This is a genomic window from Erwinia aphidicola (assembly GCF_014773485.1).
GTDB classification, from domain to species: Bacteria; Pseudomonadota; Gammaproteobacteria; order Enterobacterales; family Enterobacteriaceae; genus Erwinia; species Erwinia aphidicola.
Genome location: NZ_JACXBP010000001.1, coordinates 188116 through 200672 on the forward strand (window position 1 = coordinate 188116; position 12557 = coordinate 200672).

10 protein-coding genes and 1 pseudogene are annotated in these 12557 nt (G+C 60.8%); 6 read left to right on the plus strand and 5 right to left on the minus strand.

Features of this window, described 5'->3' with window-relative positions; translation table 11 throughout:
• Nucleotides 1-10 precede the first annotated feature (10 nt).
• A pseudogene (gene lhgO / locus ID864_RS00835) lies at nucleotides 11-1198 on the plus strand (L-2-hydroxyglutarate oxidase); the annotation flags it as partial.
• Here lhgO and ID864_RS00840 read toward each other — a convergent pair.
• On the minus strand, nucleotides 1148-2071 hold the full coding sequence (locus ID864_RS00840) for a LysR family transcriptional regulator (protein WP_053110435.1): 924 nt from the start codon (nucleotides 2069-2071) through the stop codon (nucleotides 1148-1150). The pseudogene lhgO and the gene ID864_RS00840 sit on opposite strands and share 51 nt — an antisense overlap.
• Before the next feature lie 125 nt (nucleotides 2072-2196).
• On the opposite strand from ID864_RS00840, the gene ID864_RS00845 reads away from it, so the two are divergent.
• From ID864_RS00845 to ID864_RS00855, 3 genes are read left to right on the plus strand one after another with little or no spacing between them, the layout of a single operon-like run.
• Nucleotides 2197-3906 carry an acyl-CoA dehydrogenase family protein gene (locus ID864_RS00845; protein WP_191149271.1) on the plus strand — a complete coding sequence of 570 codons (1710 nt, stop codon included), beginning with the start codon at nucleotides 2197-2199 and terminating at the stop codon, nucleotides 3904-3906.
• A 2-nt stretch (nucleotides 3907-3908) separates the two neighbouring features.
• Nucleotides 3909-5018, plus strand: coding sequence for a CaiB/BaiF CoA transferase family protein (locus ID864_RS00850; protein WP_048916470.1), 1110 nt, complete (start codon nucleotides 3909-3911; stop codon nucleotides 5016-5018).
• A gap of 27 nt (nucleotides 5019-5045) precedes the next feature.
• Nucleotides 5046-7163, plus strand: a complete 2118-nt coding sequence (locus ID864_RS00855) for a 3-hydroxyacyl-CoA dehydrogenase NAD-binding domain-containing protein (protein WP_191149272.1) — start codon at nucleotides 5046-5048, stop codon at nucleotides 7161-7163.
• Between the two features lie 57 nt (nucleotides 7164-7220).
• Here the strand turns inward: ID864_RS00855 and ID864_RS00860 are convergent, their stop codons facing one another.
• The 3 genes from ID864_RS00860 to wrbA form a co-directional block, all read right to left on the minus strand.
• The gene (locus ID864_RS00860; RefSeq protein WP_048916466.1) at nucleotides 7221-8597 is read right to left on the minus strand and encodes an NAD-dependent succinate-semialdehyde dehydrogenase; all 1377 of its coding nucleotides are present in this window, start codon (nucleotides 8595-8597) and stop codon (nucleotides 7221-7223) included.
• A gap of 142 nt (nucleotides 8598-8739) precedes the next feature.
• Nucleotides 8740-8970, minus strand: coding sequence for a YccJ family protein (locus tag ID864_RS00865; RefSeq protein WP_048916465.1), 231 nt, complete (start codon nucleotides 8968-8970; stop codon nucleotides 8740-8742).
• A 21-nt stretch (nucleotides 8971-8991) separates the two neighbouring features.
• Nucleotides 8992-9591, minus strand: coding sequence for an NAD(P)H:quinone oxidoreductase (gene wrbA / locus ID864_RS00870; RefSeq protein ID WP_048916464.1), 600 nt, complete (start codon nucleotides 9589-9591; stop codon nucleotides 8992-8994).
• A 334-nt stretch (nucleotides 9592-9925) separates the two neighbouring features.
• Here wrbA and ID864_RS00875 point away from each other — a divergent pair, with 334 nt between their 5' ends.
• Nucleotides 9926-10111 carry a con-10 family general stress protein gene (locus tag ID864_RS00875; protein WP_048916463.1) on the plus strand — a complete coding sequence of 62 codons (186 nt, stop codon included), beginning with the start codon at nucleotides 9926-9928 and terminating at the stop codon, nucleotides 10109-10111.
• Nucleotides 10112-10235: 124 nt separating this feature from the next.
• Nucleotides 10236-11144: a DMT family transporter gene (locus ID864_RS00880; RefSeq protein ID WP_191149273.1), complete on the plus strand. Its 909-nt coding sequence runs from the start codon at nucleotides 10236-10238 to the stop codon at nucleotides 11142-11144.
• A gap of 76 nt (nucleotides 11145-11220) precedes the next feature.
• On the opposite strand, the gene rutG is transcribed toward ID864_RS00880, so the two are convergent.
• Complete coding sequence (gene rutG / locus ID864_RS00885) at nucleotides 11221-12549, minus strand: pyrimidine utilization transport protein G (protein WP_099753388.1); 1329 nt, start codon at nucleotides 12547-12549, stop codon at nucleotides 11221-11223.
• Nucleotides 12550-12557: the final 8 nt, after the last annotated feature.

Genomic DNA, 12557 nt, shown 5'->3' on the forward strand with positions numbered 1-12557 from the left:
GCTGCGCACAATGTATGATTTCGTGATTGTTGGCGGGGGCATTATCGGGATGTCGACGGCTATGCAGCTGATGACCGCCTATCCGGATGCGCGGATAGCGGTGCTGGAGAAGGAGACCGGGCCAGCCCAGCACCAGACCGGTCACAACAGTGGCGTGATCCACGCGGGGGTCTATTACACGCCGGGCAGCCTGAAGGCGCGCTTCTGCCTGGCCGGCAATCAGGCGACCAGGAAATTCTGCTCACGCCATCAAATTCCCTGGCAGGCGTGTGGAAAAATAGTTGTCGCCACAACGCCGCTTGAGATGGATCGCATGGCAACCCTGTGGAAGCGTTCGGCGGCAAACGGGCTGCAGCGGGAGTGGCTGAATGCAGAACAGCTGCAAGAGAGGGAGCCAAATATTGTTGGCCTCGGCGGCATTCTGGTGCCCGCCAGCAGTATTGTTGACTACCGTCAGGTCACGGTTACGATGGCTGAGATATTCACCCGCCGGGGCGGTGAAATTATCTATCAGGCTGAGGTCACAGCGCTGCATGAGGAGAGGCAAAGCGTGGCCATCACCACGGCGCGCAGCGAGTTCAGCTCACGCTATCTGATCGCCTGCTCAGGGCTGATGGCCGATCGGCTGGTGGCTATGCTGGGGATCGATGCGGGCTTTATCATCTGTCCGTTCCGCGGCGAATATTTCCGTCTTGCCAGCCAGCACAACCAGATTGTTAACCATCTTATCTATCCGGTGCCCGACCCTGCGGTGCCGTTTCTCGGCGTTCACCTGACGCGGACGATTGAGGGTAGCGTCACCGTCGGCCCCAATGCGGTGCTGGCCATGCAGCGGGAAGGCTATCACAAACTTGATTTCAGCTGGCGCGATGTCCGGCAAATGGCGGCCTATCCGGGAATGCGCAAAATGCTGCGCAGGCACTTTCAGGCGGGCGTGCAGGAGATGAAAAATTCACTCTACAAAAGTGGCTATTTGCGGCTGGTGCAGCGCTATTGCCCCACTCTACAACAGCAGGACCTGCTGCCGCATCCGGCGGGCGTGCGCGCCCAGGCAGTCACGCGTGAAGGGGAGCTTATCGACGACTTTCTGTTCGTCAGCACTGCCCGCACCCTTCACGTCTGCAACGCGCCGTCGCCTGCTGCCACCTCAGCCCTGCCGATCGGCGAGCATATCGTCAGCCGGATTAAGGCGCTGGTGGGGTAGCCGCAGCATCGCGATCAGTGCGGAGAGCAGCGGCCGTTGTTCAGCGCTGTTCCAGACGCAGAGCGAGGGTAACAGCAGCGAACTCTGCGGCAGCGGGCAATAGCTGACGCCGGCCATCGCGGTAAAACGCAGGCTGGCGGGGACCAGTGCGATACCGCAACCGCGCGCCACCAGCGCCACGACGCCCAGCCAGTGGCGTGCCTCCCAGCGCGTGTCGGGCTCAATATCTGCGGCCAGCAATACTGACTGAATGCGGTCGTAATAACGCGGGGAAAATCGGCGCGCGAAGAGGATAAATGGCTCCTCTTTGAGCTGGTTGAGCGCCAGCTCACCGGCAGCAGCCAGCGGATGCTGCACCGGTAAGCAGAGTGCCAGCCTGTCGTGGGAAAAACGCAGTGAGGAGAGGCCTGCGGGCAGGGGGGATGTATGAATAAACCCCACGTCCAGGCTGCCGTGAGCCAGCTCGCTTAGCTGGTTGCAGGTATTGAGCTCGCGCATACTCAGCTGCATCCCCGCGTGGCGCTGCTGAAACTGCTGCATCAGCTCGGGCAGTCCCTGATAGAGCAGCGCGCCGACATAACCGATACGCAGATGGCCGGTCACCCCGTGCGCCACGTTTTGCACCTCAAGTAGCATGCTTTCCATCCGGTCCAGCAGCGCCTGGGCCGCAGGGATCAGCGCCTTACCTGCGGCAGTTAGCCGCACCTGCTGGTGGCTGCGTTCAAACAATTTTGCCCCGATTGACTCCTCCAGCTGGCGAATGCTGACGCTCAGCGGCGGCTGTGAAATAGCCAGACGCAGGGCGGCACGGCCAAAATGCAGCTCCTCGGCCAGCACCAGAAAATAGTGTAAACGACGGGTATCCATGAGCGGCAGTTCACTCCTCCGGTGGCGACATCATCTGAATACAGTATCAGCCGATACAGCGTCGGTATTGGACAAAGCTGCGCCATTTGCCAACAGTGGTCCTCAGACAACGCAATGGAGGTCACATGTCTCTCTTCAATTCTCAAGCGGAAAACATTCCGGATCGTCACGACGTCAATCTGTTTACCAGCGACACCACGCTTCAGGCTCTCCTGCCGCTTTATCTCTCTGACGCACTGCGCAAACAGCTGCATGCCCGGCTGCAAACGCTGGGGGCACTGGCCGGGGGGCGGCTGAATGCACTTGCCGAGAGCGCCGATAAAAATCCACCGCAGCTGAAGATGCGCAGCCGCACCGGCAACGACCGGCAGAGCATCATCAAGCACCCGGCGTATAGCGAAATGGAACAGCTTGCTTTTGGTGACTTTGCCATGGCGGCGCTCTCACACCGCGCCGATCTTCCCGGCTGGCCGGGGCCCTGCCCGCCGCTGGTGAAATACCTGTTTACCTATCTGTTCGTGCAGGCCGAATTTGGTCTGATGTGCCCGGTTTCAATGACCGACTCGCTGGCGCGCACGCTGAAAAAGTTTGGCTCGCCGATGCTGACGCAGCGTTATCTGCCGCGCCTGACCTCCCTGGATGCCGCAACGCGCCTGCAGGGAGCGATGTTTATGACCGAGCAGGACGCAGGTTCTGATATTGCCGCCACCACCGCGCTGGCGGTGCCAGCGCAAGATCACTATCTGCTGTATGGCGAAAAGTGGTTCTGCTCGAACCCTGACGCCGGGCTGGCGATGGTGCTGGCACGTATTGAGGGCGCTCCCGGGGGGATAAAAGGGGTGTCGCTGTTTCTGCTGCCGCGCACGCTGGAGGGGGGAGCCGCCAACGCCTACCGAATTCTGCGGCTGAAAGATAAGTTGGGCACGCGCTCGATGGCCAGCGGAGAGATCCGGCTGGAAGGTGCCCAGGCCTGGCTGGTGGGTGAGGCAGGTCGTGGCTTTGTACAGATGGCGGATATGATTAACAACTCGCGTCTGTCAAACGGCGTGCGCTCCGCCGGGCTGATGCAGCGGGCGGTCAGCGAAGCGTTCTACATCGCCCGGCAGCGGCGTGCCTTCGGCAAAACGCTGATTGAGCAGCCGCTGATGCGACGCCAGCTGCTAAAAATTTTACTGCCTTGTGAGCAGGCGCGCAGCATGGTGCTGCAGAGCGCAGAGATACTGCGCCGGGCTGACGGCGGTGATAAACAGGCTTACGCGCTGCTGCGTATTCTGACGCCGCTGATTAAGTTTCGCGCCTGCCGCGATGCGCGTAAGGTCACCGCAGATGCCATGGAGGTGCGCGGCGGCTGCGGTTATATCGAAGAGTGGGGCGACCCACGCCTGTTCAGGGATGCGCAGCTTGGCTCGATCTGGGAAGGGACCAGCAACATTGTGGCGCTGGACGTGCGGCGCGCCATTCTGCGGGAGCAGTCGCTGGAGGCGCTGGCGCCCTGGCTGGCGCACTACCTGTCTGAGGCAAAGCTGGGCAGCGAGCTGCAGCAGCAGTTTGCCGCAGCGCAGGAACAGGTGTGGGCGCTGGCCGCAGCGAGCGCTCAACCCGAGGGCACGGCGCTGGCCCGTGCCGCAGCCAGCGGACTCTATCATTTCATCAGTGCGGTCATCATGGCGTGGGAGAGCCAGCAGGCCGGGCTGCCGGCCAGACGCCAGCTTGCCCAGCTAATCCTTATTCATAAGCTGCTGCCGCATAACCCGCTGGGCCGTGATGCAGCGATGGCGCCTGAGGTTGAAGCGCAGCTGCTGGCCGACGTCGGCGATGCCGGGCGGGAGCAATAGCCATGACGGCGTTAACCACAGGTTCACTGGCGGGGATCCGCGTTATCGATCTCTCGCGCGTGCTGGGGGGGCCCTGGTGCGGCCAGCTGCTGGGCGATCACGGTGCCGACGTGATAAAAGTCGAGCCGCCGCAGGGCGATGAAACCCGCCGCTGGGGGCCGCCTTTCAAACAGGGGGTGGCGGCGTACTACCTGGGTCTTAACCGCAATAAACGCAGCGGTCCGTCTCTGGATTTATCGCAGCAGAGCGGGCGCGAAACGCTGTTTGAGCTGCTGGCCGATGCGGATGTGCTGATTGAAAACTTCAAGGCCGGCACGATGGAGAGGTGGGGAATAGGCTATGAGAGCCTGGCAAGGCGCTTTCCGCGCCTGATCCACTGCCGCGTGTCGGGTTTTGGTGGCGATGGTCCGCTCGGCGGATTAGTCGGCTATGACGCCGCGCTACAGGCGATGAGCGGCATAATGAGCGTCAACGGCGAAGCAGACAGCGGTGGCGTACGCGTCGGGATACCGATAGTCGACCAGTCTGCCGGGATGAATGCGGCCATCGGTATTCTGCTGGCGCTGTTTGAGCGCACCCGCAGCGGGCTGGGGCAGTTTATTGAAGCCAGCCTGTATGATACCGCGCTCTCGATGCTGCATCCCTATTCGACTAACTGGCTCACCAGCCAGCAGCCGCCGCAGCGCAGCGGCAATGCCCATATCAGCGTCTATCCCTATGACGTTTTCCCAACGGGTGGCGTGGCGGTATTTATTGGCGCAGGCAACGACAGGCAGTTTCACACGCTGTGTGAATGCCTGCAGGCGCCCGAACTGGCAGGCGATGAGCGCTTTGCTACCCCTGCCGCGCGCTCGGTAAACCGGCGGCAGCTGCGCACTTTACTGATTGCGCAGCTGGCTGGCTATGACGGAGCCGAATTTTCAGAGCAGCTGCTAAGGGCGGGGGTGCCCAGCGCGCCGCTGCTCACGGTTGATGCCGCCCTGTCACATCCGCACACCCTCCACCGTAAGATGATCATCCGTATCGGTGACGGCTATTGTGGCGTCGCCTCGCCGATTAAGCTCAGCCGCACCCCGGCCAGCTATCGCCTGGCGCCGCCGATAAAGGCGTAAGCTAATGATAACGGGAGGTAAGCGACCATGAAAAACAACCGTCAGCAGCCACGCGGGCGTGTGGGAATAGCGCTGGCGCGTCAGGGGACGATTTTGATCGCCACCCTAGATAATCCACCGGTCAACGCCATCAGCGCAGCGGTGCGCACTGCGCTTCAGGCGCTACTGCTGCAGCTGAGTCACGATGATGAGATTGCGGCACTGCTGCTGCTGGGTCGCGGTGGCCACTTTTCGGCAGGAGCCGACATTCGGGAATTTGGTCAGGCCCGCCCGCCGCCCGCACTGCGCGATCTCTGCGACCAGCTGGAAGCCAGCGATAAGCTGGTGGTGGCGGCAATTTCCGGCAACGCACTTGGCGGCGGGCTGGAGCTGGCGATGGCGGCCCACTATCGGCTGGCACTGCCCGACGCGCGTCTGGGGCTGCCGGAAATCAGGCTCGGCCTGCTGCCCGGCGCCGGGGGCAGCCAGCGCAGCGTGCGGCTGACAGGCGTCAAGGCGGCGCTCGACATGATGCTCGGCGGTGATCTGCTCTCGGGTGAACAGGCGCTGGCGATCGGGCTGGTAGATCGCCTGGGGCACAATGCGCGTGAAGATGGCCTGACATGGACCCGCGAACTGCTGGCGGCAGGCGGGGAAGTGCGCCGTAGCGCGACGACAAGCGCCAGAGCAGAGAGCCGCGAGTCGGTGCAGGCAGCGCTCAGCGCCGCGCGTGCGAAGCTGGCGCTACAGTTCAGGGGGCTGTTCTCTCCCGCGCTGATTATTGACTGCGTGGAGGCGGCCAGCCGCAGTACATTTGCCGCGGGCTGTCGCTTCGAAGCGGCACAGTTTCAGCGCTGCCTCTTCAGCCCTCAGCACCGCGCGCTGGTGCACATTTTTCTGGCGGAGAAAAGAGCAGCAAAGTTTCCTCTGCCGCCGGGGGTTACGCCAGCAAGCTTCAGCGCTGCGGGGGTAATTGGCGGGGGAACGATGGGGGCGGGTATCGCGGTGGTGATGCTGAACGCCGGTCTGCAGGTCACTCTGGTTGAGCGTGACGCGCTGAGCCTGGAGGGCGGGCTGGCACGCATCAGGGGCTATTTCCAGCGCCAGATCGCGAAAATGCGGCTGACGCCAGGCGAAGTGCAGAGCCGGCTGGCGCGACTGCAGGGGACGCTTGAGCTGAGCGCGTTGCAACCTGCCGATCTGGTTGTCGAAGCGGTGACGGAAGATCTGGCCGTTAAACAGGCGCTGTTTCGCCAGTTAGCCGTTCACTGCCGCGCCGATGCGCTGCTGGCCAGCAATAGCTCCTACCTCTCTATTACCCAGATAGCCGCGGGAACCGCCTGCGCCAGCCACAGCCTGGGGCTGCATTTCTTTTCTCCCGCGCCGGTCATGCGGCTGCTGGAGGTGATCGCCCCGGAGAGCGTCCCACAGCGTATTGTTGCCAGTGCGTTCAGTCTGGCACGGCGGCTGGGCAAAATAGCGGTGCGCAGCGGCATCTGCGATGGCTTTATCGGCAACCGTATTATGTCTGTGACTCGCCGGGCTGCCGAGGCCATGCTGGTGGAGGGGGCCTCACCGTATGAGATTGACAGCGCGCTGCGCGGCTTTGGCTTTGCTATGGGGCCGTTTGAAACCAGCGATCTGGCCGGTGGTGACATCGGCTGGGCCACGCGCAGGCGGCGCGCGGCGACCCGCGATGCGCGCGAGCGCTATGTCAGCATTGCCGACCGCCTGTGCGAACAGGGATGGCTGGGGCAAAAAACCGGGCGCGGGTGGTATCGCTACGCTGCGGGCGAGAAAAACGGGCTACCTGACCCTGAAGTGCTGGCCGTGGTTGATGCCGAGCGCCGCCGGGCAAATATTGTGCCGCGCAGCTTCAGCCCGCCTGAGATTGTTCGACGCTACCTGCTGGCAATGATCAATGAGGGGGCAAAAGTGGTGGAAGAGGGCATCGCCCGCTGTCCGGGAGATGTGGATGTGGTCATGGTCGCGGGCTTTGGCTTCCCCCGCTATCGGGGCGGCCCGCTGTTTTACGCCGACACCCTTGGGCTGGACCGGGTAGTGCGTGATTTAACCCGATTTGCGGAGGAAGAACCCCACTTCTGGCGTCCCGCAGCACTGCTGTTGCAGCGGGCCAAACAGGGCCGGCCCATTTCTCAGGCCTGACCGGGGTAAAAAAAAAGCCGACATTATGTCGGCTTGACGTTTACTGATGAGGAGAGGTTATTCGTCGTTACTGACCACCACCAGTTTCTGATTCACAAACTCTTTAATGCCAAGGTCGGAGAGCTCGCGGCCATAGCCGGAACGCTTAACGCCACCAAATGGCAGCTCGGCTGCAGTGTTACTTGCCGAGTTGATATAAACCATGCCGGTCTCGATGCGCGAGGCCAGCGCCTTGGCACGCGGGATATCGCGGCTGAATACCGCACCGCCCAGACCGTAGTGGGAGTCATTGGCCAGCTTCACCACTTCATCGTCATCTTTCACCACGTAGACCTGCGCCACCGGGCCAAAGAACTCTTCGAAGTAGGCCGGATTGTCACGCGTAATGCCGGTCAGAATGGTCGGCTGGTAGAAGCAGCCTTCACCCGCTACCGGTGCGCCACCCAGCAGCACCGTGGCACCTTTAGCTTTCGCCTGTTCAACCTGCTTCTGCAGGCGATCGCGGGCATCGGCTGATGAGAGCGGGCCGAGGGTGGTGCTGGCGTCAAGCGGATCGCCGATTTTTACATCCTTAAACGCCGCGCTTAGCTTCTCGATAAAGCTATCGGCCACTTTTTCATGCACCAGGAAGCGTTTAGCAGCGGTACAGACCTGGCCACAGTTGCTGAGACGCGCGCCAACCCCGGCCTTCACCGCTTTGTCCAGATCGCAGTCGTCAAGCACCACGAAGACGTCGTTACCGCCCAGTTCAAGGGTGGTTTTCTTCAGATATTTACCGGCCTGCTGCGCCACGGCGCTACCGGCACGTTCAGAACCGGTCAGCGCGGCACCCTGCACGCGATCGTCGGCAATCAGCGTGGCAATCTGATCGTTGCTGGCAAACAGGTTGGTCCAGGCCCCGGCAGGCGCGCCGGCTTCTGTTACCAGCTCCTCAAACAGCGTGGCGCAGTGCGGCACGTTAGGGGCATGCTTCGCCAGCACCGGGTTACCCGCTGCCAGGTTAGGCGCCAGTACGCGCATCAGCTGGTAGAACGGGAAGTTCCACGGCTCAACCGCCACCAGAACACCGATCGGATGATTTTCTACCCAGGCTTCACCCAGTTCACTCGGGTAGCGGGTGGGGGCGAGAAAGCGCTCGGCATTCTCGGCATAATAACGGGCGATCTGCGCGCAGAGTTCGACTTCGCCTTTGCTCTGGGCGATCAGTTTGCCCATTTCAATGCTGGCGGTCTTAGCCAGTTCGTCGACGCGGCTGTCGATCAGGTCAGCCAGCTTTTTTAGCACCTGCAAACGCGGCTGGATCGGACCTTTTGACCATGCTGAATGATAGAGCTGGTCCGCAGTCGCCAGCGCTTTTTCGACGTCGCTGTCGCTGTGGGAAGGCCAGGATTTAATGAGCTCATTACTTGCAGGATTGATTGTCTGATAGGACATAGAAACTTTCCTCTGTCAGTAAGCAGCCGGATTCTGGCTGTCAGTGAAACGTGGGATCAAGCGTAGTAGAGAAAACAGGGGATGTTCAGTTATCGGATGAGTCCTACGCGTGAAAGGGCGGGTAAGACCCGCCCTGATATCGTTAAACGTTCCTGCGCTCAACCACTTTGCTGTCCCAGGTCAGAACGTCCTGATCCGTTTTTTCGAAGGCGCGAATAAGGACTTCGTCGCTACCCTGCTGCTCCCAGATCTGCTCAGCGAGCTTTTCATCGTAATTTGCCACTTCGAAAATAGCCTCAGCAATCTCCTTAGAGGTATTACGGACGGATGCAAATTCCCCGACGTGATGTTCTTTCGATTTCTGCGTTAGCATATTGCTCTCCTGTGGTTGAGATTATCCGTTTAGTTTTACTGCCAGCCCGGCAACGTACTCACCCTGATAGCGGGCAATGTTCAGCTCTTCGGCACTGGGTTGACGTGAACCATCGCCTCCGGCAATGGTGGTAGCACCGTAGGGCGTTCCTCCGCGCACCTGCGAAATATCAAACAGCTCTTTGGTGCCGTATCCGATGGGGACAATCACCATGCCGTGGTGGGCAAGGGTCGTCCAGGTTGAAGTGATGGTCTGTTCCTGACCGCCGCCGGTGCCGGTGGAGGCAAACACGCTGGCAAGCTTGCCGTACAGCGCGCCCGATGCCCACAGCCCGCCGGTTCGGTCAAGGAAGCTGCGCATCTGCCCGGCCATATTGCCGAAGCGGGTAGGCGTGCCAAGCAGAATGGCATCATACTGCGCCAGTTCATCCGGGGTGGCTTCCTCGGCAGCCTGCCCGGTTTTGCCGCCCACCTCGGCGAAGCGGGTGGCATCCATGGTCTCCGGTACGCGCTTGATAGTGACTTCGGCGCCGGAAACGCGTTTTGCGCCTTCGGCGACGGCCTGCGCCATGGTCTCAATGTGGCCGTACATTGAGTAATAGAGCACTAAAATCTTTGCCATTTTGCGACTCCCTGATTAACGCTGAGAAGCGATCGTTTGTCCGATTTGTCAGTATAGAAGATGCCCTGTCTTATGCCCGCCGTCTGAACAATATTTGCTCACCCACCGCCCGTTTAGCTTATTATTTCGCATTATTCATTAATGAAAATTGAAGGGTAAATCAGGCTGTTCGCGGCAATCGGGCGTCATCAGAACCGCGTTTGTCACGACATTCCGCTTAATACACTATGCTTAACAGCGCGGCGGGCATCGTGGCCTGTACGCGAAACAGCCGGCGGCAGCATCAGCGGTCGGTGCAATTCAGTATGATGTCTTAACTATTCGGAGGTAAGAAATGGCCGAACATCGTGGTGGATCTGGAAATTTCGCTGAGAACCGTGAAAGAGCATCAGAAGCAGGGCGGAAGGGCGGAAAAGTGAGCGGGGGCAACTTCAAAAATGACCCGCAGCGTGCCTCCCTTGCAGGGGAAAAAGGTGGCCGCAACAGCCGCGGCAGCAGAAGCAAAACGGAAGAGCACTGATCTATCCCACCCGCAGCCCGCCGCCGGGCTCGCCCGGCGGCTCATCCTTACGTTGACAATAACGGCACTTGATTCCGTAAAGCGAACCCCGCACACTGACGCCAAATTTTCAGCTGGGCGCACCATGTCTGCTTTTCTCTCTCGTTATAAATTCGCCGTCAACCCGCAGGAAGGGGTGCTGATCCTCATTACCATGATTTGGGGCGGGACCTTTCTTGCCGTGCATCATGCAATGACCGTCAGCGGGCCGTTCTTTTTTATTGGCGTACGCTTTGCAACGGCCGCGCTGCTGCTGGGGGCGATCTGCTGGCGCGTGCTGCGCGGGGTGACCTGGTATGAGATCAAAGCCGGTGCGCTGATAGGCCTGGCGATTGGCTGCGGCTACGGCCTGCAAACCTACGGCATGCAGACCATCTCCAGCAGTAAATCGGCGTTTATTACCGCGCTGTATGTGCCGCTGGTTCCGCTACTGCAGTGGATGTTTCTCGGCAGAATGCCGGGGCTGATGTCGTGGGTGGGCATCGTCCTGGCGTTTAGCGGCCTGCTGCTGCTGGCCGGGCCGGACGGCGGCGAACTGGCGTTTAATGCGGGGGAGATTGCCACGCTGCTCAGCACGCTGGCCATCGCCGCCGAAATCATTTTGATCAGCGCCAGTGCCGGCAAGGTGAACGTCCAGCGCGTCACGGTGATCCAGCTGGCTGCCGCGTCGCTGTTTGGCTTTCTGATGATGGTGCCCAACGGAGAGTCGCTGCCGCCGTTCAGCCCGTACCTGCTGTACAGCGCGGTCGGGTTGGGGGTCGCCAGCGCGTTGATTCAGGTCACGATGAACTGGGCGCAGCGCAGCGTATCGCCAACGCGTGCCACGGTGATTTATGCCGGTGAACCGGTGTGGGCAGGGATTGTTGGGCGTATTGCCGGGGAGCGCCTGCCCGCCGTTGCGCTGCTGGGCGGGGCACTGATTGTGTTGGGCGTATTAATCAGCGAGTTGAAGCTGAAAAAACGCAATAAATCGGCGCATAATAAGCCCGCGTAACAGCGGGCGAGGCATGCCTCGTCCCCCCCCAAAAAAATCGTAGGGGTCGGGCATGCCCGACCCGCAGCCAACGACGCTAAAGGTCCTGACGTACCACGCTGTTGCCGCTTAAGGCCGCAGCGCGCTTATGGCTCAGAATGGCGTTCAGCAGGATAGCGCCAAAGGTTGCCGTACCGATCCCACCCAGCGTGAAGCTGCCAATTTTCAACGCGAAATCCCCGGCGCCCAGCACCAGCGTCACCGCCACCATAATCAGGTTGCCATTCTGGCTCAGATCGACCCTGTTCTGCACCCAGATACGTGCGCCCGCCACGGCTATCAGACCAAATACCACAATCGATGCTCCGCCGATCACCGGGCCGGGAATGGTATGGATCAGCGCGCCAAATTTCGGCGAGAAGCCAAGCACCATCGCAATCATCGCCGCCGCAACAAATACCAGCGTCGAATAGACTTTGGTCACCGCCATCACCCCGATATTCTCTGCGTAGGTCGTTACGCCGCTGCCGCCGACGCCGCCGGACAGCATGGTCGCCAGACCGTCGCCGACAAAGGCACGCCCCATATACGGGTCAAGATTGCGCCCGGTCATGCCCGCCACGGCTTTAAGGTGTCCGAGGTTTTCCGCCACCAAAATTACCGCCACGGGTGCAATCATCACCATCGCCTGGCTGCTGAAGGTGGGAGAGGTGACCAGCGGCAGGCCGAACCACGGTGCGTGGGCCAGCAGGCTGAAGTCGACCGGTTTGCCAAAGCCAAAGCCGTTGGTCAGCACCGCATATATCGCCCAGGCAACGATAAGCCCAACGAGGATCAGCAGGCGCTGCACCATGCCGCGGGTAAATACTGCCACCACGCCGATGCACAGCACCGTCATCACCGCCATCCAGCTGTCAAACATCGAGGCCGACACGCCGCGCACGGCAATCGGCGCCAGGTTGAGGCCAATCGCCATCACCACTGCGCCAGTGACCACCGGCGGCATCATCTTCTCAATCCAGCGCGTGCCGGCTTTCATCACCACGACCCCAATCAGGGTGTAGAGCAGGCCGCAGGCGATAATCCCGCCCAGCGCAACGCTGAGATTGGGGTTCAGCCCCTGGCCATTGAATCCGGTAACGGCAATCACCACCCCCACAAAAGCGGCGCTGGAGCCGAGATAGCTCGGCACGCGGCCGCCCGTTACCAGGAAGAACAGCAGCGTACCTACCCCGGACATCAGAATAGACAGGTTGGGATCCAGCCCCATCAGCAGCGGCATCAATACCGTCGCACCAAACATCGCCACCGCGTGCTGCAGACCCATAATCACCGTCTGCCCTAAGGGCAGGGCTTCATCCGGTGCAACGATACCCGTGGAGGATGCCGTTGTTTTCGACCATTTGGGAAACCAGGAAGCTGCCATCGTTATCT

Bases quoted from the DNA above. Each gene is read 5' to 3' on its own strand.
- ID864_RS00840 (WP_053110435.1), bottom strand. From the start codon at position 2,071: ATGGATACCCGTCGTTTACACTATTTTCTGGTGCTGGCCGAGGAGCTG.
- ID864_RS00845 (WP_191149271.1), top strand. From the start codon at position 2,197: ATGTCTCTCTTCAATTCTCAAGCGGAAAACATTCCGGATCGTCACGAC.
- ID864_RS00850 (WP_048916470.1), top strand. From the start codon at position 3,909: ATGACGGCGTTAACCACAGGTTCACTGGCGGGGATCCGCGTTATCGAT.
- ID864_RS00855 (WP_191149272.1), top strand. From the start codon at position 5,046: ATGAAAAACAACCGTCAGCAGCCACGCGGGCGTGTGGGAATAGCGCTG.
- ID864_RS00860 (WP_048916466.1), bottom strand. From the start codon at position 8,597: ATGTCCTATCAGACAATCAATCCTGCAAGTAATGAGCTCATTAAATCC.
- ID864_RS00865 (WP_048916465.1), bottom strand. From the start codon at position 8,970: ATGCTAACGCAGAAATCGAAAGAACATCACGTCGGGGAATTTGCATCC.
- wrbA (WP_048916464.1), bottom strand. From the start codon at position 9,591: ATGGCAAAGATTTTAGTGCTCTATTACTCAATGTACGGCCACATTGAG.
- ID864_RS00875 (WP_048916463.1), top strand. From the start codon at position 9,926: ATGGCCGAACATCGTGGTGGATCTGGAAATTTCGCTGAGAACCGTGAA.
- ID864_RS00880 (WP_191149273.1), top strand. From the start codon at position 10,236: ATGTCTGCTTTTCTCTCTCGTTATAAATTCGCCGTCAACCCGCAGGAA.
- rutG (WP_099753388.1), bottom strand. From the start codon at position 12,549: ATGGCAGCTTCCTGGTTTCCCAAATGGTCGAAAACAACGGCATCCTCC.